Source organism: Neptunicella sp. (assembly GCF_048268085.1).
Taxonomy (GTDB): domain Bacteria; phylum Pseudomonadota; class Gammaproteobacteria; order Enterobacterales; family Alteromonadaceae; genus Neptunicella.
This window is the reverse complement of record NZ_JBLWWF010000008.1, coordinates 97,557-115,498: the sequence shown is the minus strand read 5'-3', so window position 1 is coordinate 115,498 and position 17,942 is coordinate 97,557. Positions and strand designations below refer to the sequence as shown.

Genomic DNA, 17,942 nt, shown 5'->3' with positions numbered 1-17,942 from the left:
GTAAGCATTTAAACAGAGGTAAGTTTAATGAGTGATGACCACAACTCCGACAGTGATAATAAATTACTGTATTGCTCATTTTGTGGCAAAAGTCAGCATGAAGTGCGCAAACTGATTGCCGGCCCGTCGGTATTTATATGCGATGAATGTGTCGAGTTATGTAACGACATCATTCGTGAAGAGATTAAAGAAATTGCGCCTAAAAAGCCGGCTGATTCTTTACCTAAGCCTCACGAAATTCATACCCATTTGGATGATTATGTTATCGGCCAGGGGCACGCCAAAAAGGTATTGTCTGTTGCCGTTTACAATCACTATAAGCGTTTACGTAATGGTGATGTCCACGATGGAGTCGAGTTAGGCAAAAGTAATATTCTGCTGATCGGTCCTACTGGTAGTGGTAAAACCCTATTGGCTGAAACCCTGGCGAGATTATTGGATGTTCCGTTTACCATGGCTGATGCCACCACGTTAACCGAAGCCGGTTATGTGGGTGAAGACGTCGAAAACATCATTCAGAAGTTATTGCAAAAATGCGACTACGATGTCGAAAAAGCGCAACGTGGTATCGTTTATATTGATGAAATCGATAAGATTTCACGTAAGTCTGACAACCCGTCAATTACTCGTGACGTATCAGGTGAAGGCGTTCAACAAGCGTTGCTGAAACTGATCGAAGGGACCATTGCTTCTGTTCCTCCACAGGGCGGACGCAAGCATCCACAGCAGGAATTCTTGCAAGTAGATACATCCAAGATCCTGTTTATCTGTGGTGGTGCCTTTGCCGGTCTGGATAAAGTCATTGAGCAACGAGCGTTGACCGGTTCCGGCATCGGTTTCGGGGCAGAAGTGAAGAGCAAGAATAACAAGGAAACCTTGTCTAAGCTGTTCCAAAAGGTTGAACCTGAAGATTTGGTTAAATATGGTTTGATCCCTGAATTTATCGGTCGTCTGCCTGTAGTGGCAACACTGGAAGAATTAAGCGAGGATGCATTAATTCAAATTCTTCAAGAACCGAAGAATGCCCTGACTAAACAGTATGGTGCATTGTTTTCAATGGAAGATGTCGAACTTGAGTTCCGTGAAGACGCCTTACATGCGATCGCTGCTAAAGCGATGACACGTAAAACAGGAGCTCGGGGATTACGCTCTATTGTTGAGGCGGTATTGCTAGATACCATGTATGAATTACCCTCTATGCAAGATGTTAGCAAAGTGGTGATTGATGAATCTGCAATAAAAGGCGAGTCTAAGCCTATTCTTATTTACGATAGTGAAAAAGAAAAGAAAACTGCGTCTGAATAATAGTTCAACAAATTTAAGGCCCGTCAGGGCCTTTTTTGTCTGCGCCGAGCTGCCGGGCTATTGTATGTTGCTATCGTGCAAAGCGTTAGTAAGCAATTATTTTCAATTTTGATTTGAACTTGCGGTGACGATCCCCATATCAGATAACAGTTCAAATAAGCCGAATAGAATTTAAAGAGAATAAATATGACAGAAGCGCAAATGGATCAGCTGGAAACACCCATCTTGGCACTACGTGATGTAGTGGTGTATCCGCATATGGTGATCCCACTTTTTGTCGGCCGTGAAAAATCGATTCGCTGCCTGGAAGCTGCGATGGAAAATGACAAGCAGATTTTTTTGGTAGCACAGAAAGATGCCGCGGTTGATGAACCTGAAGTGGATGACTTGTACAAGGTCGGCACGGTAGCCACGATTCTGCAGTTGCTTAAATTGCCCGATGGCACGGTTAAAGTGTTGGTGGAAGGTAATGTGCGTGGTGAAGTACAAACCTATCTGCAAACCGAAGAATTTTTTATCGGTGAAGTGATTCGCAAACCCGATGATGAAATGAATGATGCCGAGCAGGAAGTATTGGTGCGTTCTGCAATTTCCCAGTTTGAAGGCTATATCAAACTGAACAAGAAAATTCCGCCAGAGGTGCTTACCTCGCTTAATGGTATCGAAGATGCAGCTCGTTTGGCCGACACAATGGCCGCGCATATGCCGTTAAAGTTGGTGGAAAAACAGAAAGTATTGGAAATTATTGGTGTACATGAACGTCTGGAATATTTAATGGCGTTGATGGAAAGTGAAATTGATCTGTTGCAAGTCGAGAAGAAAATTCGAACTCGGGTCAAGAAACAGATGGAACGTAGCCAGCGCGAGTATTATCTGAACGAGCAGATGAAAGCGATCCAAAAAGAATTAGGCGAAATCGATGACGCGCCAGACGAGTTTGAAGCGTTGGGTAAAAAAATCGAACAAGCTAAGATGTCAGCTGACGCCAAGCAAAAAGCGAGTGCAGAGCTACATAAACTTAAAATGATGTCGCCCATGTCTGCTGAAGCTACCGTGGTCAGAAGCTATATTGACTGGTTAGTCAGTGTTCCTTGGTTCAAACGCAGCAAGGTTAAACGTGATTTATTGGTGGCCGAAAATGTATTGAACGAAGATCATTACGGTCTGGAAAAAGTTAAAGAACGTATTCTCGAATATCTGGCTGTACAGCAGCGAGTGCGCAAGTTAAAAGGACCTATATTGTGCTTGGTGGGGCCGCCAGGGGTAGGTAAAACCTCATTAGGTCAATCCATAGCTAAAGCTACCGGGCGTAAATATGTGCGCATGGCGCTAGGTGGCGTACGTGACGAGGCTGAAATACGTGGGCATCGTCGGACCTATATCGGTTCAATGCCGGGTAAGCTTATTCAAAAAATGGCGAAAGTCGAAGTGAAAAACCCGCTGTTTTTGTTGGATGAAATTGACAAAATATCTTCCGATATGCGCGGTGATCCTGCTTCGGCACTGTTAGAAGTACTGGATCCGGAACAAAATAGTACGTTTAGCGATCACTATCTGGAAGTGGACTACGACTTATCTGATGTGATGTTTGTGGCTACTTCTAACAGTATGAATATTCCGGGCCCACTATTGGATCGAATGGAAGTCATCCGTTTATCTGGCTATACCGAAGATGAGAAGTTGAATATTGCCAAAGGTCATTTGATTGGAAAGCAAATTGAACGAAATGGCTTGAAAAAAGGTGAGCTGACAATTGAAGAGTCGGCCATTATCGGCATTATCCGATATTACACTCGCGAAGCTGGTGTACGTAGTCTGGAGCGGGAAATATCCAAAATTTGTCGTAAAGCAGTCAAAGACATTTTATTGGATAAGTCGATTAAGCATGTGGTCGTCAACCAGAAAAACTTGGCTAAATATCTGGGCGTACAACGTTTCGATTACGGCAAAGCAGACAAGAACAACCAGATTGGTCAGGTAACTGGTCTGGCGTGGACTCAGGTCGGTGGAGAGTTATTGACGATTGAAACCACCTCGGTGCCCGGCAAAGGTAAAACTACCTTTACGGGGTCATTGGGCGATGTTATGCAGGAATCGATACAAACTGCGATGACGGTCGTGCGCAGTCGAGCTGAGAAATTACGCATTAATGATGACTTTCATGAAAAACGTGATATTCACGTGCATGTGCCTGAAGGAGCAACACCTAAAGACGGTCCCAGTGCAGGGATTGGAATGTGTACAGCATTGGTGTCTTGTTTGACCGGTAATCCGGTTCGTTGTGATGTAGCCATGACGGGTGAAATCACGTTGCGTGGTGAAGTACTGGCTATCGGTGGCTTAAAAGAGAAATTATTAGCAGCTCACCGTGGTGGAATTAAAACGGTTATTATCCCCAAAGAAAATGAAAGGGATTTAGAAGAGATACCTAAGAATGTAAAACAAGACCTAGATATCCATGCAGTGCAATGGATTGATGAAGTTTTGGCATTGGCATTGCAGGAAGAACCGCTTAAATTTGCACCAGTAAGCAGCAATAAAGCTAAAAAATAGGATTTCAGCCAACTTTTTTGCATTTTTTTCGAATTTGGGGCTTCACTCTGACAAAAGTTGTGGTAGCCTTAGATTCAGTTTCGCCACAGGCCTTATCGCAAAAGGGATAGCGGTGATTCATTTAAAATCAAGTTTGTTTGAACATTCGTGAGTTGTTTCTCAGGTATGAAAAAACAATTTATTAAAACTGGTTCAGTTAACCAAACAATATAATAACAAGTGAAGGGGATGATATTGTGAACAAGTCTCAATTAATCGACAAAATTGCCGCGGGTGCCGATATTTCTAAAGCGTCAGCTGGCCGTGCATTGGACGCGCTGACAGACGCAGTAACAGAAGCACTTAAAGACGGTGATCAAGTTGCGTTGGTTGGTTTCGGTACTTTTTCAGTACGCGAACGTGCTGCTCGTACAGGCCGTAACCCGCAAACTGGAGCTACTATCCAAATTGCTGCAGCTAAAGTTCCTTCTTTCAAAGCTGGTAAAGCCCTGAAAGACGCTTGTAACTAAGTCGATTTTCGGATTTTAAAAAGGCGATGATTTATCATCGCCTTTTTGTTTTCTGCAACATCACTTTCGTCAGGATGTTTGATTGCATCAATCATCGCAGTTTGGCGATGTCGGATTAAAAACCACCATATAGACTAATTTATCGCCCTTTAAGCCGCATAGATGCTTTTTCACTGAGGCGTTATTACGTTATAATCCGGCCTCTGGAAATGTCGTGATCGAATTTCCGATAACGAGATAAAATCAAATTGGAGTTCGAAAAGCACCATGTTAGAAAAAATTCGTGAAGGTTCGCAAGGCTTCTGGGCTAAAGCGATTTTAGGATTGGTATGTATTACGTTTGCATTGGCAGGGGTAGGCAGCTACTTAAATACTCGAGGTGAGCAGCCTGTCGCTACAGTGAATGGCACCGAAATCGGGACTAATACATTTGAAAAGGCCTATCAAAATGAGCGAGCCAGACTGGAATCGCAATATGGAGATAGTTTTGCTGACTTGGCAGCGGATTCAGGTTATCTGAAACAAATTCGTCAATCAGTACTGGATCGCCTTATCGCAGAAACCTTGTTTGAACAAACCGCCGAGAAAATGGGGCTGCGCATCAGCGCGGAACAAATCAAACAGCGTATTGTTAATATGAAAGAATTCCAGTTGGATGGAAAATTCAATAATGATACCTATTTAGCAATATTACGTCAGGTTGGTTATCAACCCAGTACCTTCCGCGATACGATGCGTAGTGATATGACTCGTCAACAGGTCATACAAGCATTGTTAGGGACGGATTTTGCGTTATCTTCAGAAGCCGAGCAGGTCTATCAATTACAGCAACAGACTCGCGATATTCGTTATATTCAAGTGCCGGGCAGTGATTTTGCTGATCAGGTATCGGTATCTGACGAAGAAATCAACGAATACTATCAAGGGCATATTAGTCAATTTGATACACAAGAAAAGATTTCATTAGATTATGTGGAACTGAATATCGATGACTTATTAGCAGGCATTGATGTAAGTGACGATGAAATCAACCAGTACTATCAAGATAATCTTGATTCCTTCCGCACGGAAGGACAGCGTAAAGTGGCTCATATTTTAATTGAATTTGGTGATGACGAAGACGCTGCTAAGAAAACCGCCGAGGAAGTATTGGCGAAAGTAAAGGCGGGTGACGACTTTTCTGATTTGGCGGCACAATATTCTGCCGATATATCCAGTGCCGAAAATGGCGGCGAACTCGATTGGTTTAGTAAAGGTGATATGGATCCAGCCTTTGAAGAGGCGGCTTTTGCGATGACAGATGCAGGTCAAGTGTCTGGGGTAGTAAAAAGTAGTTTCGGTTTCCATATTATTAAGTTATTGGATAGCAAATTGGAGCAAGTTACACCGTTGGCCGATGCTCGTGAACAAGTTATTGCCAGTGTGAAACAGGATAAAGCGATAAATAAGCTTTACTCCCTTCATCAGCGAATGGCTGAAGTTGCGTTTGAAGTTCCGGACAATTTAGATGAAGTTGCTGAAATTGCAGGTAAAAAAGTACAAACAACGGCCTTATTTACCCGTAACGATGCCCCTGAGTTGTTTAACCAACCGGCTATTTTAAATGATGTCTTTACCGATGAAATTGTTTACCAAGGAGTAAACAGTGAGGTTAAAGAAGTGGGTAATAATCATTTAGTCGTTTACCGTATGCATGAACATGAAGCGGTAAGAACGCGCAGTATTGATGAAGTCAAAACACAAATCACTGAAACCTTAACTGCTGATAAGATGCAACAGGCAGCGGTAGATTGGGCTCAATCATTACTAGCAGAATTGAATGATGGACAAGACATTAGTGCTAAGTTGGCAGAAAAATCGGTTGAATGGAAAGAACAGAAAGCCATGCCTCGATATGGTTCACCGGTTGCACCTGCAATTAGTAACGAAGCCTTTAAACTTTCTACTGCAGATAAAAGTAATCGGGCTGTAGTTGAGATTAGTGGTGGTGATGCAGCACTAGTTGAAGTGACGCAAATTAATAGCGCCGAAGCGGCAGATGACACTCAGTTGGCTGGACTAAAACAACGATTGCAGTCGATGAAATCACAGCAAGCCATGGGAAGTTTTGTTGAAGCCCTCAAGGCACAAGCTGATATAGAAGTGTTTAGCAAAATATAACTTTATTTCTATCTGATTAAATTCAAAAAAGCGCCGTATGGCGCTTTTTTTATTTCGGTTATCAGCTCAATCAGGGACGTTATAAAACCGACGGGAATGTTGACTATTTTCTATTCAGTGATTGATAAGCATCGACCAGTTTTTTGGTGTAATCGGTTTTCGGCCAGTTAAAAATAACGTCGGTTTTACCGGCTTCGATCACTTGTCCTTTCTGCATGACTAATACGCGATCACTGATATGACGAACGATGCCCAGGTTGTGAGAAATAAAAATAAAGCCGACACCCAAGTCTTGTTGCAGCTTGACTAACAAGTTTACCGTTTGAGAGCGCACAGAAGGGTCAAGCGCTGCAAATGGCTCATCAGCAACGATGACTTCAGGGTTAAGAATTAACGCTCTTGCTAGTGCGGCTCGCTGCTTCTGGCCCTCTGATAACATATGTGGATAGAAGTGCGCGTGATCGGCCATCAGACCCACTTGGATTAACGTACTTTCAATCTTGCGACGCCGATCGTTTGCTATTAGCTTGGTATTCAGTTTCAGCGGTTCATCCAGCAGTGCGCCCAAGGTTAAGCCGGGATTTAACGAACTTTGGCTATGCTGAAAAATCATCCGTATTTTTAAACAGCGTTGCTTAATATTGCCAGGCTGCATGGTTTCACCGTTAAGGATAATGCTGCCGCTATCGGGGGTTTCAGCTCCTACTAACAGTTTGGCAACGGTAGATTTGCCTGAGCCGTTGTCACCAATTATTGCCATGGTTTCACCGGCTTGTAGCTCGAAGTCCAACGGTGATAAATGAAATACTTTAGGTTGATTAAATAAACCCGTTTTGGTGGTTTTGGTGAATGTCAGATTTTGAACTGACAGTAAAACACTCATTTTGGATTCCTGTTAAGGGGAAAATGACAGCTATAGCTATGATCATGGATCCGTTTGGGTAAAGGGACCTTAACGCATTCTTTTTGCGCTCTGGGACAGCGTGGCCCTAACCGACAACCAATGGGTAAATGTTGCAGTGTCGGAATCGTACCCGGTAACGAAGACAACGGCGCTTTGGGAGGTAAATCTTTACGAAAGCTTGGTGCACTGTGCAGTAATGCTTGTGTATAGGGATGTAAAGGCTTAGTCCGTAACTGTTCCATACTGCCGCTTTCCACAGTTTGACCACAATAAAGTACGGTCATATCAGTCGCAATATTGCCAATTGCCAGCAGATCATGAGCAACAAAAAATATGGTCAAGTTTTGAATCTGATTCAACTTGGTAAGCAGTTTTAATATTTGGACTTTGTTGATCAGCTCCATTCCCATAGTGGGATCGTCAGCAATTAATAATTCCGGCTTATTAACCAACGCACTGACCAGCATGACTTTTTGGCAGACATCATCAGCAACCTGATGGGGATAAGCCCGCATGCATTGTTGATGGTCTTTAATACCGACTTTATGCAGATGTTTGATCACTATTTCTTCGCGTTGCTGTTTGCGTTGCCAAAAGCTACTTTTTTCGAGTAGGTGATCAGGCACGTTTTCCAAGATTTGCTCACCTAAAGTGGCCGTGGGATCAAAGGCATTGGCCGCTTTTTGGAAAATAACCGACATCTCTTCACGGGTAATTTGGCGTCGTTCCCGCTCTGACATGGACAATAAATCCCGGCCTTTCCAGGTCATTCGGTCGGCAGTGATACGCCATCTATCCGGCACCGCGCCAACTATTGTGCGTACAATCAGGCTTTTACCGGAACCGGACTCGCCGACTAATGCACTAATTTGACCTCGTTTAAGGCTAATATTGACTTTATCCAGTGCCTTTACCCAGCCATTAGTGGTATCAATTTCTAAGGTTAAGTTTTTAATGTCGAGTAATAGCATTATTGCTGCAACCTGTTTCTTAATGCGGTTCTTAGGCCATCTCCAACTAAATTAACCGAGATAAGCATTAATAAGATGGCGCCACCGGGTAAGGCTATATTCCATGGTGCAATATAGGCTAACTCTAATCCATCAGATAACATTGCCCCTAGCTCTGAAGACGGAGCTTGTGCCCCCAAGTTTAAGAAACCCAGCGCACTAATATCAAGTATTGCCAGTGATAAGGAAAAGGTACCATTCACCACCAAGGGTTCGATCATATTGGGCAGGATTGAGTCAAACAGGATGCGGGTATTACTGGCGCCGTCTAAACGAGCTGCGGTAACATATTCCATATGACTCTCTGTACGCACCAAATCTCGAGTTAGGTGAATAAATTTGGGGATCAGTGCCAAGGTTATTGCCCACATACAATTGGCCAATCCGGTACCCAGAATAGCCACGATGATGATAGCGATAATCAAGGTAGGAATAACCATCACCGCATCCAGTAAATGATTCAAGACACTGGCGCGGATCCCGTGTCCCATCCCGGCAAAAGCCCCTAAACTAAACCCGATTAACATGGCAATCAGTACCAACAGAATACTAATTCCAAAAGTCAGCCTGCTGCCATGAATAACCCGTGATAACACATCCCGTCCTAAGCTGTCGGTACCGAATAAGTGCACAATAGTGCCGCTACTATCCCATGCTGGAGGCAATAAAATTACATCGGTATTTTGTTCGGTGGGGCTAAAAGGAGAGATACCCGGAGCAAAGATAATCACGATAATAAACATGATTAATAACCATAAACCCAGCATCGACACATGGTTTCGTCTAAATTCAATCCACGTGTGCCGAATAGGGGATGGGAAATGATCTTCCAGATAGAGTTTAGATTGTCCCATGTATATCCCTGTTTTTTAGCGGATTGGTGATGCGCAATATAATGTCCATACACAGCGTAAAAATAATTACCACGGTGGATACTGCCAGTACGCCGCCTCGAATGGCCGGAAAATCCTGTACATAAATAGCTTGCATCAGCCAGTTACCGATTCCAGGCCAAGAAAAAATCACTTCTACTATCATCGCATTGGTTAACAGTGCGGTAAATTGCAGCACCAATTGGGGAAGTATCGGCAATAAGCTGTTGCGTACACCGTGTCGCCAGATAACTTGTGGCTTGGACAAGCCCCGTGCAATTGCGGCTTTGATGTAGTCACTTTGCATCACATCGGCCACCGAGCGTCGTGTAATACGGATGACGATAGTACTAGTGACAAAGGCGATGGATAAGGTGGGTAAGATCATGTGGCGTAGCGCATTATTCAGTGCATCATATTTATTCGGCATATCCGAATGTAAAATATCAATCAGAATAAACCCACTGTAATGGGGAATATCAAACAGCAAACTCAGCCGACCGGACATTGGGAACCAACCCAGTTGCAAGGAAAAAAACAAAATAAGCAATAATGCCAACCAAAAAACCGGTACCGAATAACCCAGTACACTGGCTGATAAAATACTGATATCGACTCGACGACGATGACGCAATCCAGCCCAAAAACCCAACGGGATGCCAATTAACATTGCAACAACCATCGCGTAGACACTTAACTCCAGACTGGCCGGTAAAACTAGCAGTATCTCACTCATAATGGGATTGCCTGAACTGGCGCTCACGCCCCATTCTCCTACGAGGAGGTGTTTCAAATAAATACCATATTGCTGAATAACATTGCCATCAAATCCATGCATATGTACCAGTTTGCTGTGTTGTTCCGGTGTGCTGGCCACGACACCAGTTAGATTAACGAGCGGATCGCCCGGAAACAGATATATGAGTGCAAAGGAGGCTAATGTCACTACCAGCATGGTAATAACAAACAGGTTCAGTCGGCGCAGTAAATAGGAAATCATTGGCTCTTCTCGACTCCCCCTAAACGGATACCACCAAATGGATTAATATCAAAATGACGTAAATTACTTTGATAAGCCTGGTAACGGTAAGCATGAGCAATGGGAACCAGTGGCATTTCTTCGACAAGAATGGCATTAGCGAGTTGATAAAACAAACGGCGCACTTCAGGTTCGGTATAAAGTAAGGCCTGATTGATCAAATTGTCATATTTCTTATTACACCAGTTTGAACGATTGGTACCCGAGGCAATGGCAGCACAGCTAAATAATGGACGATAAAAATTATCCGGATCCCCGTTGTCGGCATTCCAACCAATCAGCACAGAATCATGTAGTCCTTCCCTTAGCTTGCTGCGAAACGTCGCCCATTCATAACTCACCACATTGACCTTAACCCCCACTTGTTGAAGGTAACCTTTGATTAATTCGGCCATTTTTCTGGCATTAGGGTTATAGGCGCGTTCGATGGGCATGGCCCATACATCCATAGTAAAACCAGGCTCGATACCCGCTTCATCCAGTAACTCACGTGCCATTACCGGATTATAACTGGTATCACGTACGTTGCTTTGGTATGCCCAGGACGTTGGGGGGAGGATGCCTCTGGCGCGTACTGCGCTATCGTAGTAAACCGCATTGATTAAGGTATCTTTATCAATCGCCATTGCCAGTGCTTTGCGTACTTTAGGGTTATTAAAGGGAGGCTTTTGAGTGTTGAATGCCCAAAAGCCGACATTTAACCCGGGCTTTTCATCAGCTTGCAAACTGGGTCTATTTTCGATCACGCTTAAATCGCTATAGGACGGAAATGCAATGGCATCACATTCACCGGTCAATAGTTTAGCGAGTCGAGTTGAACTGGACGGGGTAATATCAAAAATCAATTTATTAATGGCTACCGGGTGATGCCAATATTCATCATTGCGCTGATAGCGAATATAACGGCCCTTACGATATCGCTCGAAAACAAAAGGCCCAGTACCAATCGGGAAGTTATCAATCTGTTCTGGAACACCTTTATCCAGCAACTGTTGGGCGTATTCCTCTGACAGGATGACGGCAAAATCAGTCGCCAGATTAGCCAGAAATGAACTGTCGGGACGGGTTAAGGTAATTTCCACTCGATAACCGTTGATCCGTTCTACTTTATCGATAAGTGAGGCTAATCCAAGACTGACAAAATAAGGATAAGTACCACCAGAGACATTATGATAAGGATGATCGTCCAAACGCCATCGATCGATACTAAACAACACATCATCGGCATTAAAATAACGAGTTGGGGTGAAATAGGCAGTGTGGTGAAAACTAACTTTTTTGCGTAACTGAAACGTGTAAGTAAGTCCATCTGAACTGACTAGCCAGCTGCTGGCTAATCCCGGCACGAGCGTATTGCTGGCAGAGTCAAATTCAATTAAACGATCATAAATTTGATGGGCACTGGCATCGGCGGTAGTACCTGAAGTATCGAGTTGAGGGTTAAAACTGCCCGGGCTACCTTCAGAACAATATATTAGTCCTTTTAAATGCCTGCCCGGTAAATCGTTTTTGGTACAACCGCACAATGTCATTATCAAAACTAATAGTGCATAAATTGTCGGTTTCATTTTAACGTCAACTTATTCTTGTTCATCACCGGCACTTTCCAGCAGATTGTATTTTTTTAAATATCCTCTGAGCTGATGATAGGTCAAACACAGTTTTTCGGCAGTTTTCTTTTGATTAAATTGACTATCGGCCAGGGCTTGCTTAATCAGGTCTACTTCGAAGTCTTGCGCTACCTGTTTAAGGTCTAGCGGAAATACCCGTTCTACTGCTTGTGGTGTTGGTTGAGGTTGCTTGACCGCTTCAACGGGTTTGGTACCTGATGAAGACGATGCCGGTGAAGGAGCCGTGTGCTGAATTCTGTCTTGGGTTTTTATTCGTCCGGCAGGGCGGAAACTGGACTCGAAAGGATCAAGGATAATTTCATGGACGGGCAAATGTGGGTTATTACACCGATATACGGCTCGCTCCACTACGTTTTTCAATTCACGAATATTGCCTGGCCATTCATATTCAAGCAACGTACGACGGGCCTTATCGGTAAAACCACTGAATAGCTCCATCTCTAATTCTCGAGCCATATTAATCGCAAAATGTTCGGCTAATAACATGATGTCTTCTTGGCGATGCCGAAGTGGCGGTAAGGTAATTACATCAAACGCTAAGCGGTCGAGTAAATCGGCTCTAAATTCGCCTTGGGCAGCGAGCGAAGGTAAATCCTCATTCGTCGCTGCAATCAGCCGGACATCGGTTTTGACGGTTCTGGCACCACCCACACGTTCAAATTCACCATATTCCACTACCCGTAGTAGTTTTTCCTGCACCAATCCGGAGGTATTAGCTAATTCATCCAAAAACAAGGTACCTTGATGGGCAATTTCGAAACGACCTTCACGTCGTTTAGCAGCACCAGTAAAGGCACCTGCTTCATAGCCGAATAATTCACTTTCCAGTAAATTTTCATTCAATGCTGCGCAATTTAAAGTGAGATAGGTTTGATCCCAGCGTTTGGACAAATAATGTAACCGTGCCGCAATTAATTCTTTGCCGGTACCCCGTTCACCAATAATCATCACGGGCTTGTTTAACTGAGCGACTTGGGAAACCTGTTCCAGCACTTCAAGAAAGCTGTTGGATTGCCCGAGTAGATTATCTTGTTTACGAAAGCGACTCATGTCAGTTGGATTGAATCCTTAAAAAGTGGTCTAAACGGCTAAAAGTTGGTTTAACTAAATAATATTGTATGTGATATGAAAAAGGTAGTAAATTAATATTCGATAAAAATCAATAAGTTAGTTTGTCTTCATTGTTGGCCTGTTAATTGAATAAGTAAATATATTCTCAACATAGGTTTAATTAACTCAATTTAACCAAAATTGAATCAAACACTGTAACAACATGAGGTAAATACAATGGGTATTTTTTCGCGTTTCACCGATATTGTGAACTCAAATATTAATTCATTATTGGATAAAGCAGAAGATCCGGAAAAAATGGTGCGTTTAATCATCCAGGAGATGGAAGATACGCTGGTTGAAGTGCGCTCTGTGTCAGCTAAAACTATCGCAAATAAAAAGGATATTGCTCGTCAAGTAAGTAAACTTGAAGAAAGTGAAGCGGATTGGCAGGCTAAAGCAGAACTGGCCATTAGCAAAGATCGTGAAGACTTGGCCAGAGCGGCATTAGTCGAGAAGAAAAAGTCAGCGGACAATGCATCAGCATTGCGTGATGAGTTGATGTTGGTAGAAGAGCAGATTACCAAGTTGCAAAGTGAAGTATTGCAGCTTCAGGAAAAGCTGGCGGATGCTAAAAATCGTCAGAAATCTATCATTATGCGTCAGAAGACGGCTAGCTCACGCTTGGAAGTGAAGCGTAAACTGGACAGCTCAAAAGTTGATGACGCCATGTTTCGTTTTGAACGATATGAGAATCGTATAGATGACTTGGAATCACAGGTCGATGCCTATGATTTAGGTAAACGGACTTTGCAAGACGAATTTAAGGATTTAGAGTCCTCTAATAAAGTGGATGATGAGTTAGCTGCATTAAAAAGCAAACTTGCCAGCAAAGCAAAACCAGCGGCTAAAACCACTAAAAAATAACTAACGGCAAGTAGAAGGAGTCGACCGTGATAGATTTTGACCTACTAATGGCACCGATTATTATCTTTATGATTTTTGTCGCGCCAATCTGGTTAATCTTGCATTACCGGAGTAAGCGTCAGGTAAGTCAAGGATTAACCGCTGATGAGTACGAAACCATTAAGGAATTAGCTGCCAAAGCAGAGCAGATGTCAGATCGAATTAATACGCTTGAAGCTATCTTGGATGCTGATTCTCCTGAGTGGAGGAGTAAATTATGAGTACAAAACGTGAACTGTATCGTGATCCGGCTAAAGGAAAGATCGCAGGTGTTTGTGCTGGGGTGGCAACTTACTTTGGGATGGAAGTGTGGTTAGTCAGGATTTTGGTGATCACTGCAGCACTACTGGGTAGTGGACCTTTTTTCGTTGTTGCTTATATTGCCGCCTGGTTTATTTTAGACAAAAAACCAAATGCGTTTCAGCAAGCAAGTCACGCATTTAAACAAAAAGGCAAGGGATGGTATAACGACTCGGCTGAAACCGGCAGTGTTGAGGTTAAAACCAAAGTGTGGCAATCAGGTGAAACGGCTAAGCAGGCCTGTCAGGACCTTAAGCAGCACTATACTCAGATTGAACAAAAATTGCGTAATATGGAGCATTACGTGACCAGTACCGAGTTCCAACTCAATAGGGAAATTAGCAAGTTGTAATTGCATTCCATTAGCGTGGAGGACTAAAAATGGTTTGATGCATGGGTTGCTCAAGCCATTTTTTTACATCTGATGGAATATAATGTTTACAAATAACTTATTTTTTATGTTGTCATGCGGCATTGAATGGTGTTTATAGTGATTATTGTAAATTAAATGTTACGACATGGCGTTGCTTTGAATTGCCATCCACCGTTTCTCCTCCCTCAGCAAAACAGTAGACTCATTGTAAATTGAACCTTTCAGCATTCTCGTGGATTTGATGAGAAAAGGGTAAGTTAGTAATGAGTAAAGAGTCACACTATGTTTCCAGGCAACCAGATCAAGATGGGATCGTGCACTGGAACGATGAAGAAAATTTAATATGGCAAGAACTGCTAGAACGCCAGCTTTCATTGCTTGAGGGACGTGCTTGTAATGAATATTTGCATGGACTTGAAAAATTAGCCTTGCCACGACATCGTATTCCGCAATTACATGAAGTTAACGCCGTATTACAGGAACATACTGGTTGGAAAATTAGCCAAGTACCGGCACTGATTGACTTTGACCAGTTTTTTCGAATGCTGGCTAATAAAGAATTTCCGGTTGCCACCTTTATTCGTAGTCGGGAAGAATTTGATTATTTGCGTGAGCCGGACGTATTTCATGAAATTTTTGGGCATTGCCCATTGCTGACTAACCCTGATTTTGCTCATTTCACGCATACTTACGGTAAATTGGGGTATCAGGCGAGTAAGCAAGATCGTGCCTATTTAGCTAGATTATATTGGTTTACGGTCGAATTTGGTTTGTTAAATACCCCTCAAGGTCAGCGCATTTATGGCGGTGGGATTTTATCCTCCCCCGGTGAAACCTTATATGCATTGGACAGTGACAAACCTGAAAGAATGCCAATGAATGTGTTAGATGCGCTCAGAACGCCATATCGAATCGATATTATGCAGCCAATCTATTACAGTATTGATGGACTGCATCAATTACACGATATTGCTGAGCTGGATATTATGGAGTTGGTTGAGCAAGCCAAATCCTTGGGTTTACATCCAGCCAAGTTTCCGCCTAAAGATAAAATGGCCAGTTAACAGGAGATTAAAAACGTATGTCAGAATTAAGTAACCAGAAGTGTGAAGCTTGCCAAGCGGATGCGCCTAAAGTAACAGATCAGGAATTAGCCGAATTAATGAAAATTATTCCGGATTGGGTGCCTGTTGCCCGCGATGGCATTATGCAACTGGAACGAGAGTTCACCTTTAAAAACTTCAAATTAGCGATGGCATTTGCCAATAAAGTTGGCGAGTTAGCCGAAGCTGAGTTCCATCATCCGTCAATATTACTGGAATGGGGTAAAGTCACCGTTACCTGGTGGACACATAAAATCAATGGTTTGCATAAAAATGATTTTATCTGTGCTGCTAAAACCGATGAACTACAGCAGTAATGTTGGTTAAAATGACTATTTAGTTACGGCTCTGTTTATCATTCACATTTATTATATGTGGGTGCTAAACAGGCCATAATGAAATACTTCGCAACGAAGTTTTCTATTCTCATAGTTGATATTTAATCGCCTTTCGTAATAAAATCTTTACACTTATCTTCTATTAGGTTCACATAATGCGTTTGGAAATTACCTGTCAGGATCGTTTAGGTATTGCTCAGGATATTTTGGATATTTTAGTGCGACATGAGATCGACCTTAAGGGCATTGAAATAGATAAAGTGGGCAAAATTTATTTGTATTTCCCTAATATCGAATTTGCCGAGTTTCAGCACTTGATGCCAGAAATTCGTCGTATTGACGGTATTTCCGACGTAAAAACCACGCCTTACATGCCCAATGAACGAGAGAAGCACCAATTAGCTACTTTGTTACAAACCTTACCTGATCCGGTTTTTTCTATCGATCCTAAAGGCCGTGTAGTTCTGGTTAACGAGGCAGTCATTAGTGGTTTGGAAACCAGTGCCGAACAAATTAAAGGTCAGGAGATAAACGAGTTAGTTAAAGGCTTCAACTTTAATCGTTGGATGGATCAAAACGATATTCAGGCACAAACCCATAAAGTGCAGTTTATTGAACAAGATTATATTGCTGACATTATGCCGGTGATGGTGGCCGATGTAGAAGGCGGTAATATTTTGGCGGGTGCGGTATTGGTATTGAAATCGGAATATCGTTTGGGACAACAAATTAATGCGTTTAACCAAACTGATGGTGAAAGTTTTAGCCGGATCCAGGCTAACAGTCAGTCGATGAAAAAAATCATTCGCGAGGCTCGCAAGATGGCTGAACTGGATGCGCCAATTCTTATTATAGGGGAAACGGGAACCGGTAAAGAACTGTTGGCACGCTCATGTCATTTGGCTAGCCGACGTGCCGAACAAGCCTTTTTAGCGCTTAATTGTGCATCGTTGCCGGATAACGTTGCTGAAACTGAACTATTTGGTTATGGCCCCGGGGCATTTGGTCAAAGCGAGAGTAAAACGGGACTATTTGAACAAGCCCAAGGTGGCACATTATTTCTGGATGAAGTAGGCGATATGTCTGCACAGCTACAAGCCAAGTTGTTACGCGTCTTGCACGACGGTTCTTTCCGACGGGTCGGTGACGCCAAAGAGGTTTCAGTAGATGTGCGGATTATTTGCACTACTCATAAAGATCTAAACAAAATGGTGCAAGACGGTCTGTTTCGCGAGGATTTATTTTATCGTTTAAATGTCATGAGTATGACTATTCCGCCATTACGTGAACGCAAGCAAGACATCGTGCCGTTAGCAGAGCGTTTTGTTAAACAGCACAGCAGTAAAGTGGGGTGCCGTGCGCCTAAATTGAATCGTAGTTGTGTGGAGTATTTACAGTCTTATCCGTGGCCGGGTAATGTGCGCCAATTGGAAAATGCCATGTACCGTGCGGTTTCATTAATGGAAGGCAGTGAATTAACCAAAGACAATATTCAATTACCAGGTGCCACTTCAAATATGAGCTATTTTGCAGAAGAGTTTGAAGGCAGTTTGGATGATGCGGTTAAAAACTTTGAAAAAGATCTGCTAAGACGCTTATATCCAGCTCACCCTAGTACTCGTCAGTTAGCCCGTAAGCTGGGCTTAAGTCATACTGCGATTGCCAATAAATTGCGCGATTACGGGATTAATAAAAAGTCTGTCAAATTATAGTTACATTGTTGTAACGTAAACATTCCATTTATATATGCCGCACAGAGTTATTTGTGCGGCATTTTTTATTTATTAGCTGATTGTAATTATTCCATTACATAAATCGCTAGTGTGTCC

General features: G+C 42.9%; 16 protein-coding genes. 10 read left to right on the top strand and 6 right to left on the bottom strand.

The annotated features are described in order from the left end of the window. Positions 1-27 precede the first annotated feature (27 nt). The 4 genes from clpX to ACTD55_RS08680 all read left to right on the top strand — a co-directional run bounded on the left by clpX (position 28) and on the right by ACTD55_RS08680 (position 6,527). Positions 28-1,305 carry an ATP-dependent protease ATP-binding subunit ClpX gene (gene clpX / locus ACTD55_RS08695; RefSeq protein ID WP_438863935.1) on the top strand — a complete coding sequence of 426 codons (1,278 nt, stop codon included), beginning with the start codon at positions 28-30 and terminating at the stop codon, positions 1,303-1,305. Positions 1,306-1,491: 186 nt separating this feature from the next. After that, on the top strand, positions 1,492-3,858 hold the full coding sequence (gene lon, locus ACTD55_RS08690; RefSeq protein ID WP_438863934.1) for an endopeptidase La: 2,367 nt from the start codon (positions 1,492-1,494) through the stop codon (positions 3,856-3,858). Between the two features lie 236 nt (positions 3,859-4,094). Then, positions 4,095-4,367 (top strand): nucleoid-associated protein HU-beta, encoded by a 273-nt coding sequence (gene hupB, locus ACTD55_RS08685; protein ID WP_438863933.1) that lies wholly within the window; start codon positions 4,095-4,097, stop codon positions 4,365-4,367. A gap of 267 nt (positions 4,368-4,634) precedes the next feature. After that, on the top strand, positions 4,635-6,527 hold the full coding sequence (locus ACTD55_RS08680; RefSeq protein WP_438863932.1) for a SurA N-terminal domain-containing protein: 1,893 nt from the start codon (positions 4,635-4,637) through the stop codon (positions 6,525-6,527). A 103-nt stretch (positions 6,528-6,630) separates the two neighbouring features. Here the strand turns inward: ACTD55_RS08680 and ACTD55_RS08675 are convergent, their stop codons facing one another. From ACTD55_RS08675 to pspF, 6 genes are read right to left on the bottom strand one after another with little or no spacing between them, the layout of a single operon-like run. Then, the gene (locus ACTD55_RS08675) at positions 6,631-7,410 is read right to left on the bottom strand and encodes an ATP-binding cassette domain-containing protein (RefSeq protein WP_438863931.1); all 780 of its coding nucleotides are present in this window, start codon (positions 7,408-7,410) and stop codon (positions 6,631-6,633) included. Further along, on the bottom strand, positions 7,407-8,402 hold the full coding sequence (locus ACTD55_RS08670; protein WP_438863930.1) for an oligopeptide/dipeptide ABC transporter ATP-binding protein: 996 nt from the start codon (positions 8,400-8,402) through the stop codon (positions 7,407-7,409). Before ACTD55_RS08670 ends, ACTD55_RS08675 begins: the two co-directional genes overlap by 4 nt. Next, complete coding sequence (locus ACTD55_RS08665) at positions 8,402-9,295, bottom strand: ABC transporter permease subunit (RefSeq protein ID WP_438863929.1); 894 nt, start codon at positions 9,293-9,295, stop codon at positions 8,402-8,404. The genes ACTD55_RS08670 and ACTD55_RS08665 overlap by 1 nt, the downstream gene beginning before the upstream one ends. Then, complete coding sequence (locus ACTD55_RS08660; RefSeq protein WP_438863928.1) at positions 9,282-10,313, bottom strand: ABC transporter permease; 1,032 nt, start codon at positions 10,311-10,313, stop codon at positions 9,282-9,284. Before ACTD55_RS08660 ends, ACTD55_RS08665 begins: the two co-directional genes overlap by 14 nt. Continuing rightward, positions 10,310-11,920 carry an ABC transporter substrate-binding protein gene (locus ACTD55_RS08655; RefSeq protein WP_438863927.1) on the bottom strand — a complete coding sequence of 537 codons (1,611 nt, stop codon included), beginning with the start codon at positions 11,918-11,920 and terminating at the stop codon, positions 10,310-10,312. Before ACTD55_RS08655 ends, ACTD55_RS08660 begins: the two co-directional genes overlap by 4 nt. Before the next feature lie 12 nt (positions 11,921-11,932). Continuing rightward, positions 11,933-13,033, bottom strand: coding sequence for a phage shock protein operon transcriptional activator (gene pspF / locus ACTD55_RS08650; RefSeq protein ID WP_438863926.1), 1,101 nt, complete (start codon positions 13,031-13,033; stop codon positions 11,933-11,935). A gap of 237 nt (positions 13,034-13,270) precedes the next feature. Between pspF and pspA the strand changes: the two genes are divergently transcribed. The 6 genes from pspA (at position 13,271) to tyrR (ending at position 17,825) form a co-directional block, all read left to right on the top strand. After that, positions 13,271-13,960, top strand: a complete 690-nt coding sequence (gene pspA, locus ACTD55_RS08645) for a phage shock protein PspA (RefSeq protein ID WP_438863925.1) — start codon at positions 13,271-13,273, stop codon at positions 13,958-13,960. Between the two features lie 29 nt (positions 13,961-13,989). Further along, a complete protein-coding gene (gene pspB / locus ACTD55_RS08640; RefSeq protein WP_438863964.1) occupies positions 13,990-14,220 on the top strand; it encodes an envelope stress response membrane protein PspB in 231 nt (76 codons plus the stop codon). Then, positions 14,217-14,651 carry an envelope stress response membrane protein PspC gene (gene pspC, locus ACTD55_RS08635; protein WP_438863924.1) on the top strand — a complete coding sequence of 145 codons (435 nt, stop codon included), beginning with the start codon at positions 14,217-14,219 and terminating at the stop codon, positions 14,649-14,651. Before pspB ends, pspC begins: the two co-directional genes overlap by 4 nt. Positions 14,652-14,935: 284 nt before the next feature. Further along, positions 14,936-15,736, top strand: a complete 801-nt coding sequence (phhA, locus tag ACTD55_RS08630; protein WP_438863923.1) for a phenylalanine 4-monooxygenase — start codon at positions 14,936-14,938, stop codon at positions 15,734-15,736. Between the two features lie 17 nt (positions 15,737-15,753). After that, on the top strand, positions 15,754-16,092 hold the full coding sequence (locus ACTD55_RS08625; RefSeq protein WP_438863922.1) for a 4a-hydroxytetrahydrobiopterin dehydratase: 339 nt from the start codon (positions 15,754-15,756) through the stop codon (positions 16,090-16,092). 176 nt (positions 16,093-16,268) lie between these two features. Continuing rightward, positions 16,269-17,825, top strand: a complete 1,557-nt coding sequence (gene tyrR, locus ACTD55_RS08620; protein WP_438863921.1) for a transcriptional regulator TyrR — start codon at positions 16,269-16,271, stop codon at positions 17,823-17,825. Positions 17,826-17,942 lie beyond the last annotated feature (117 nt).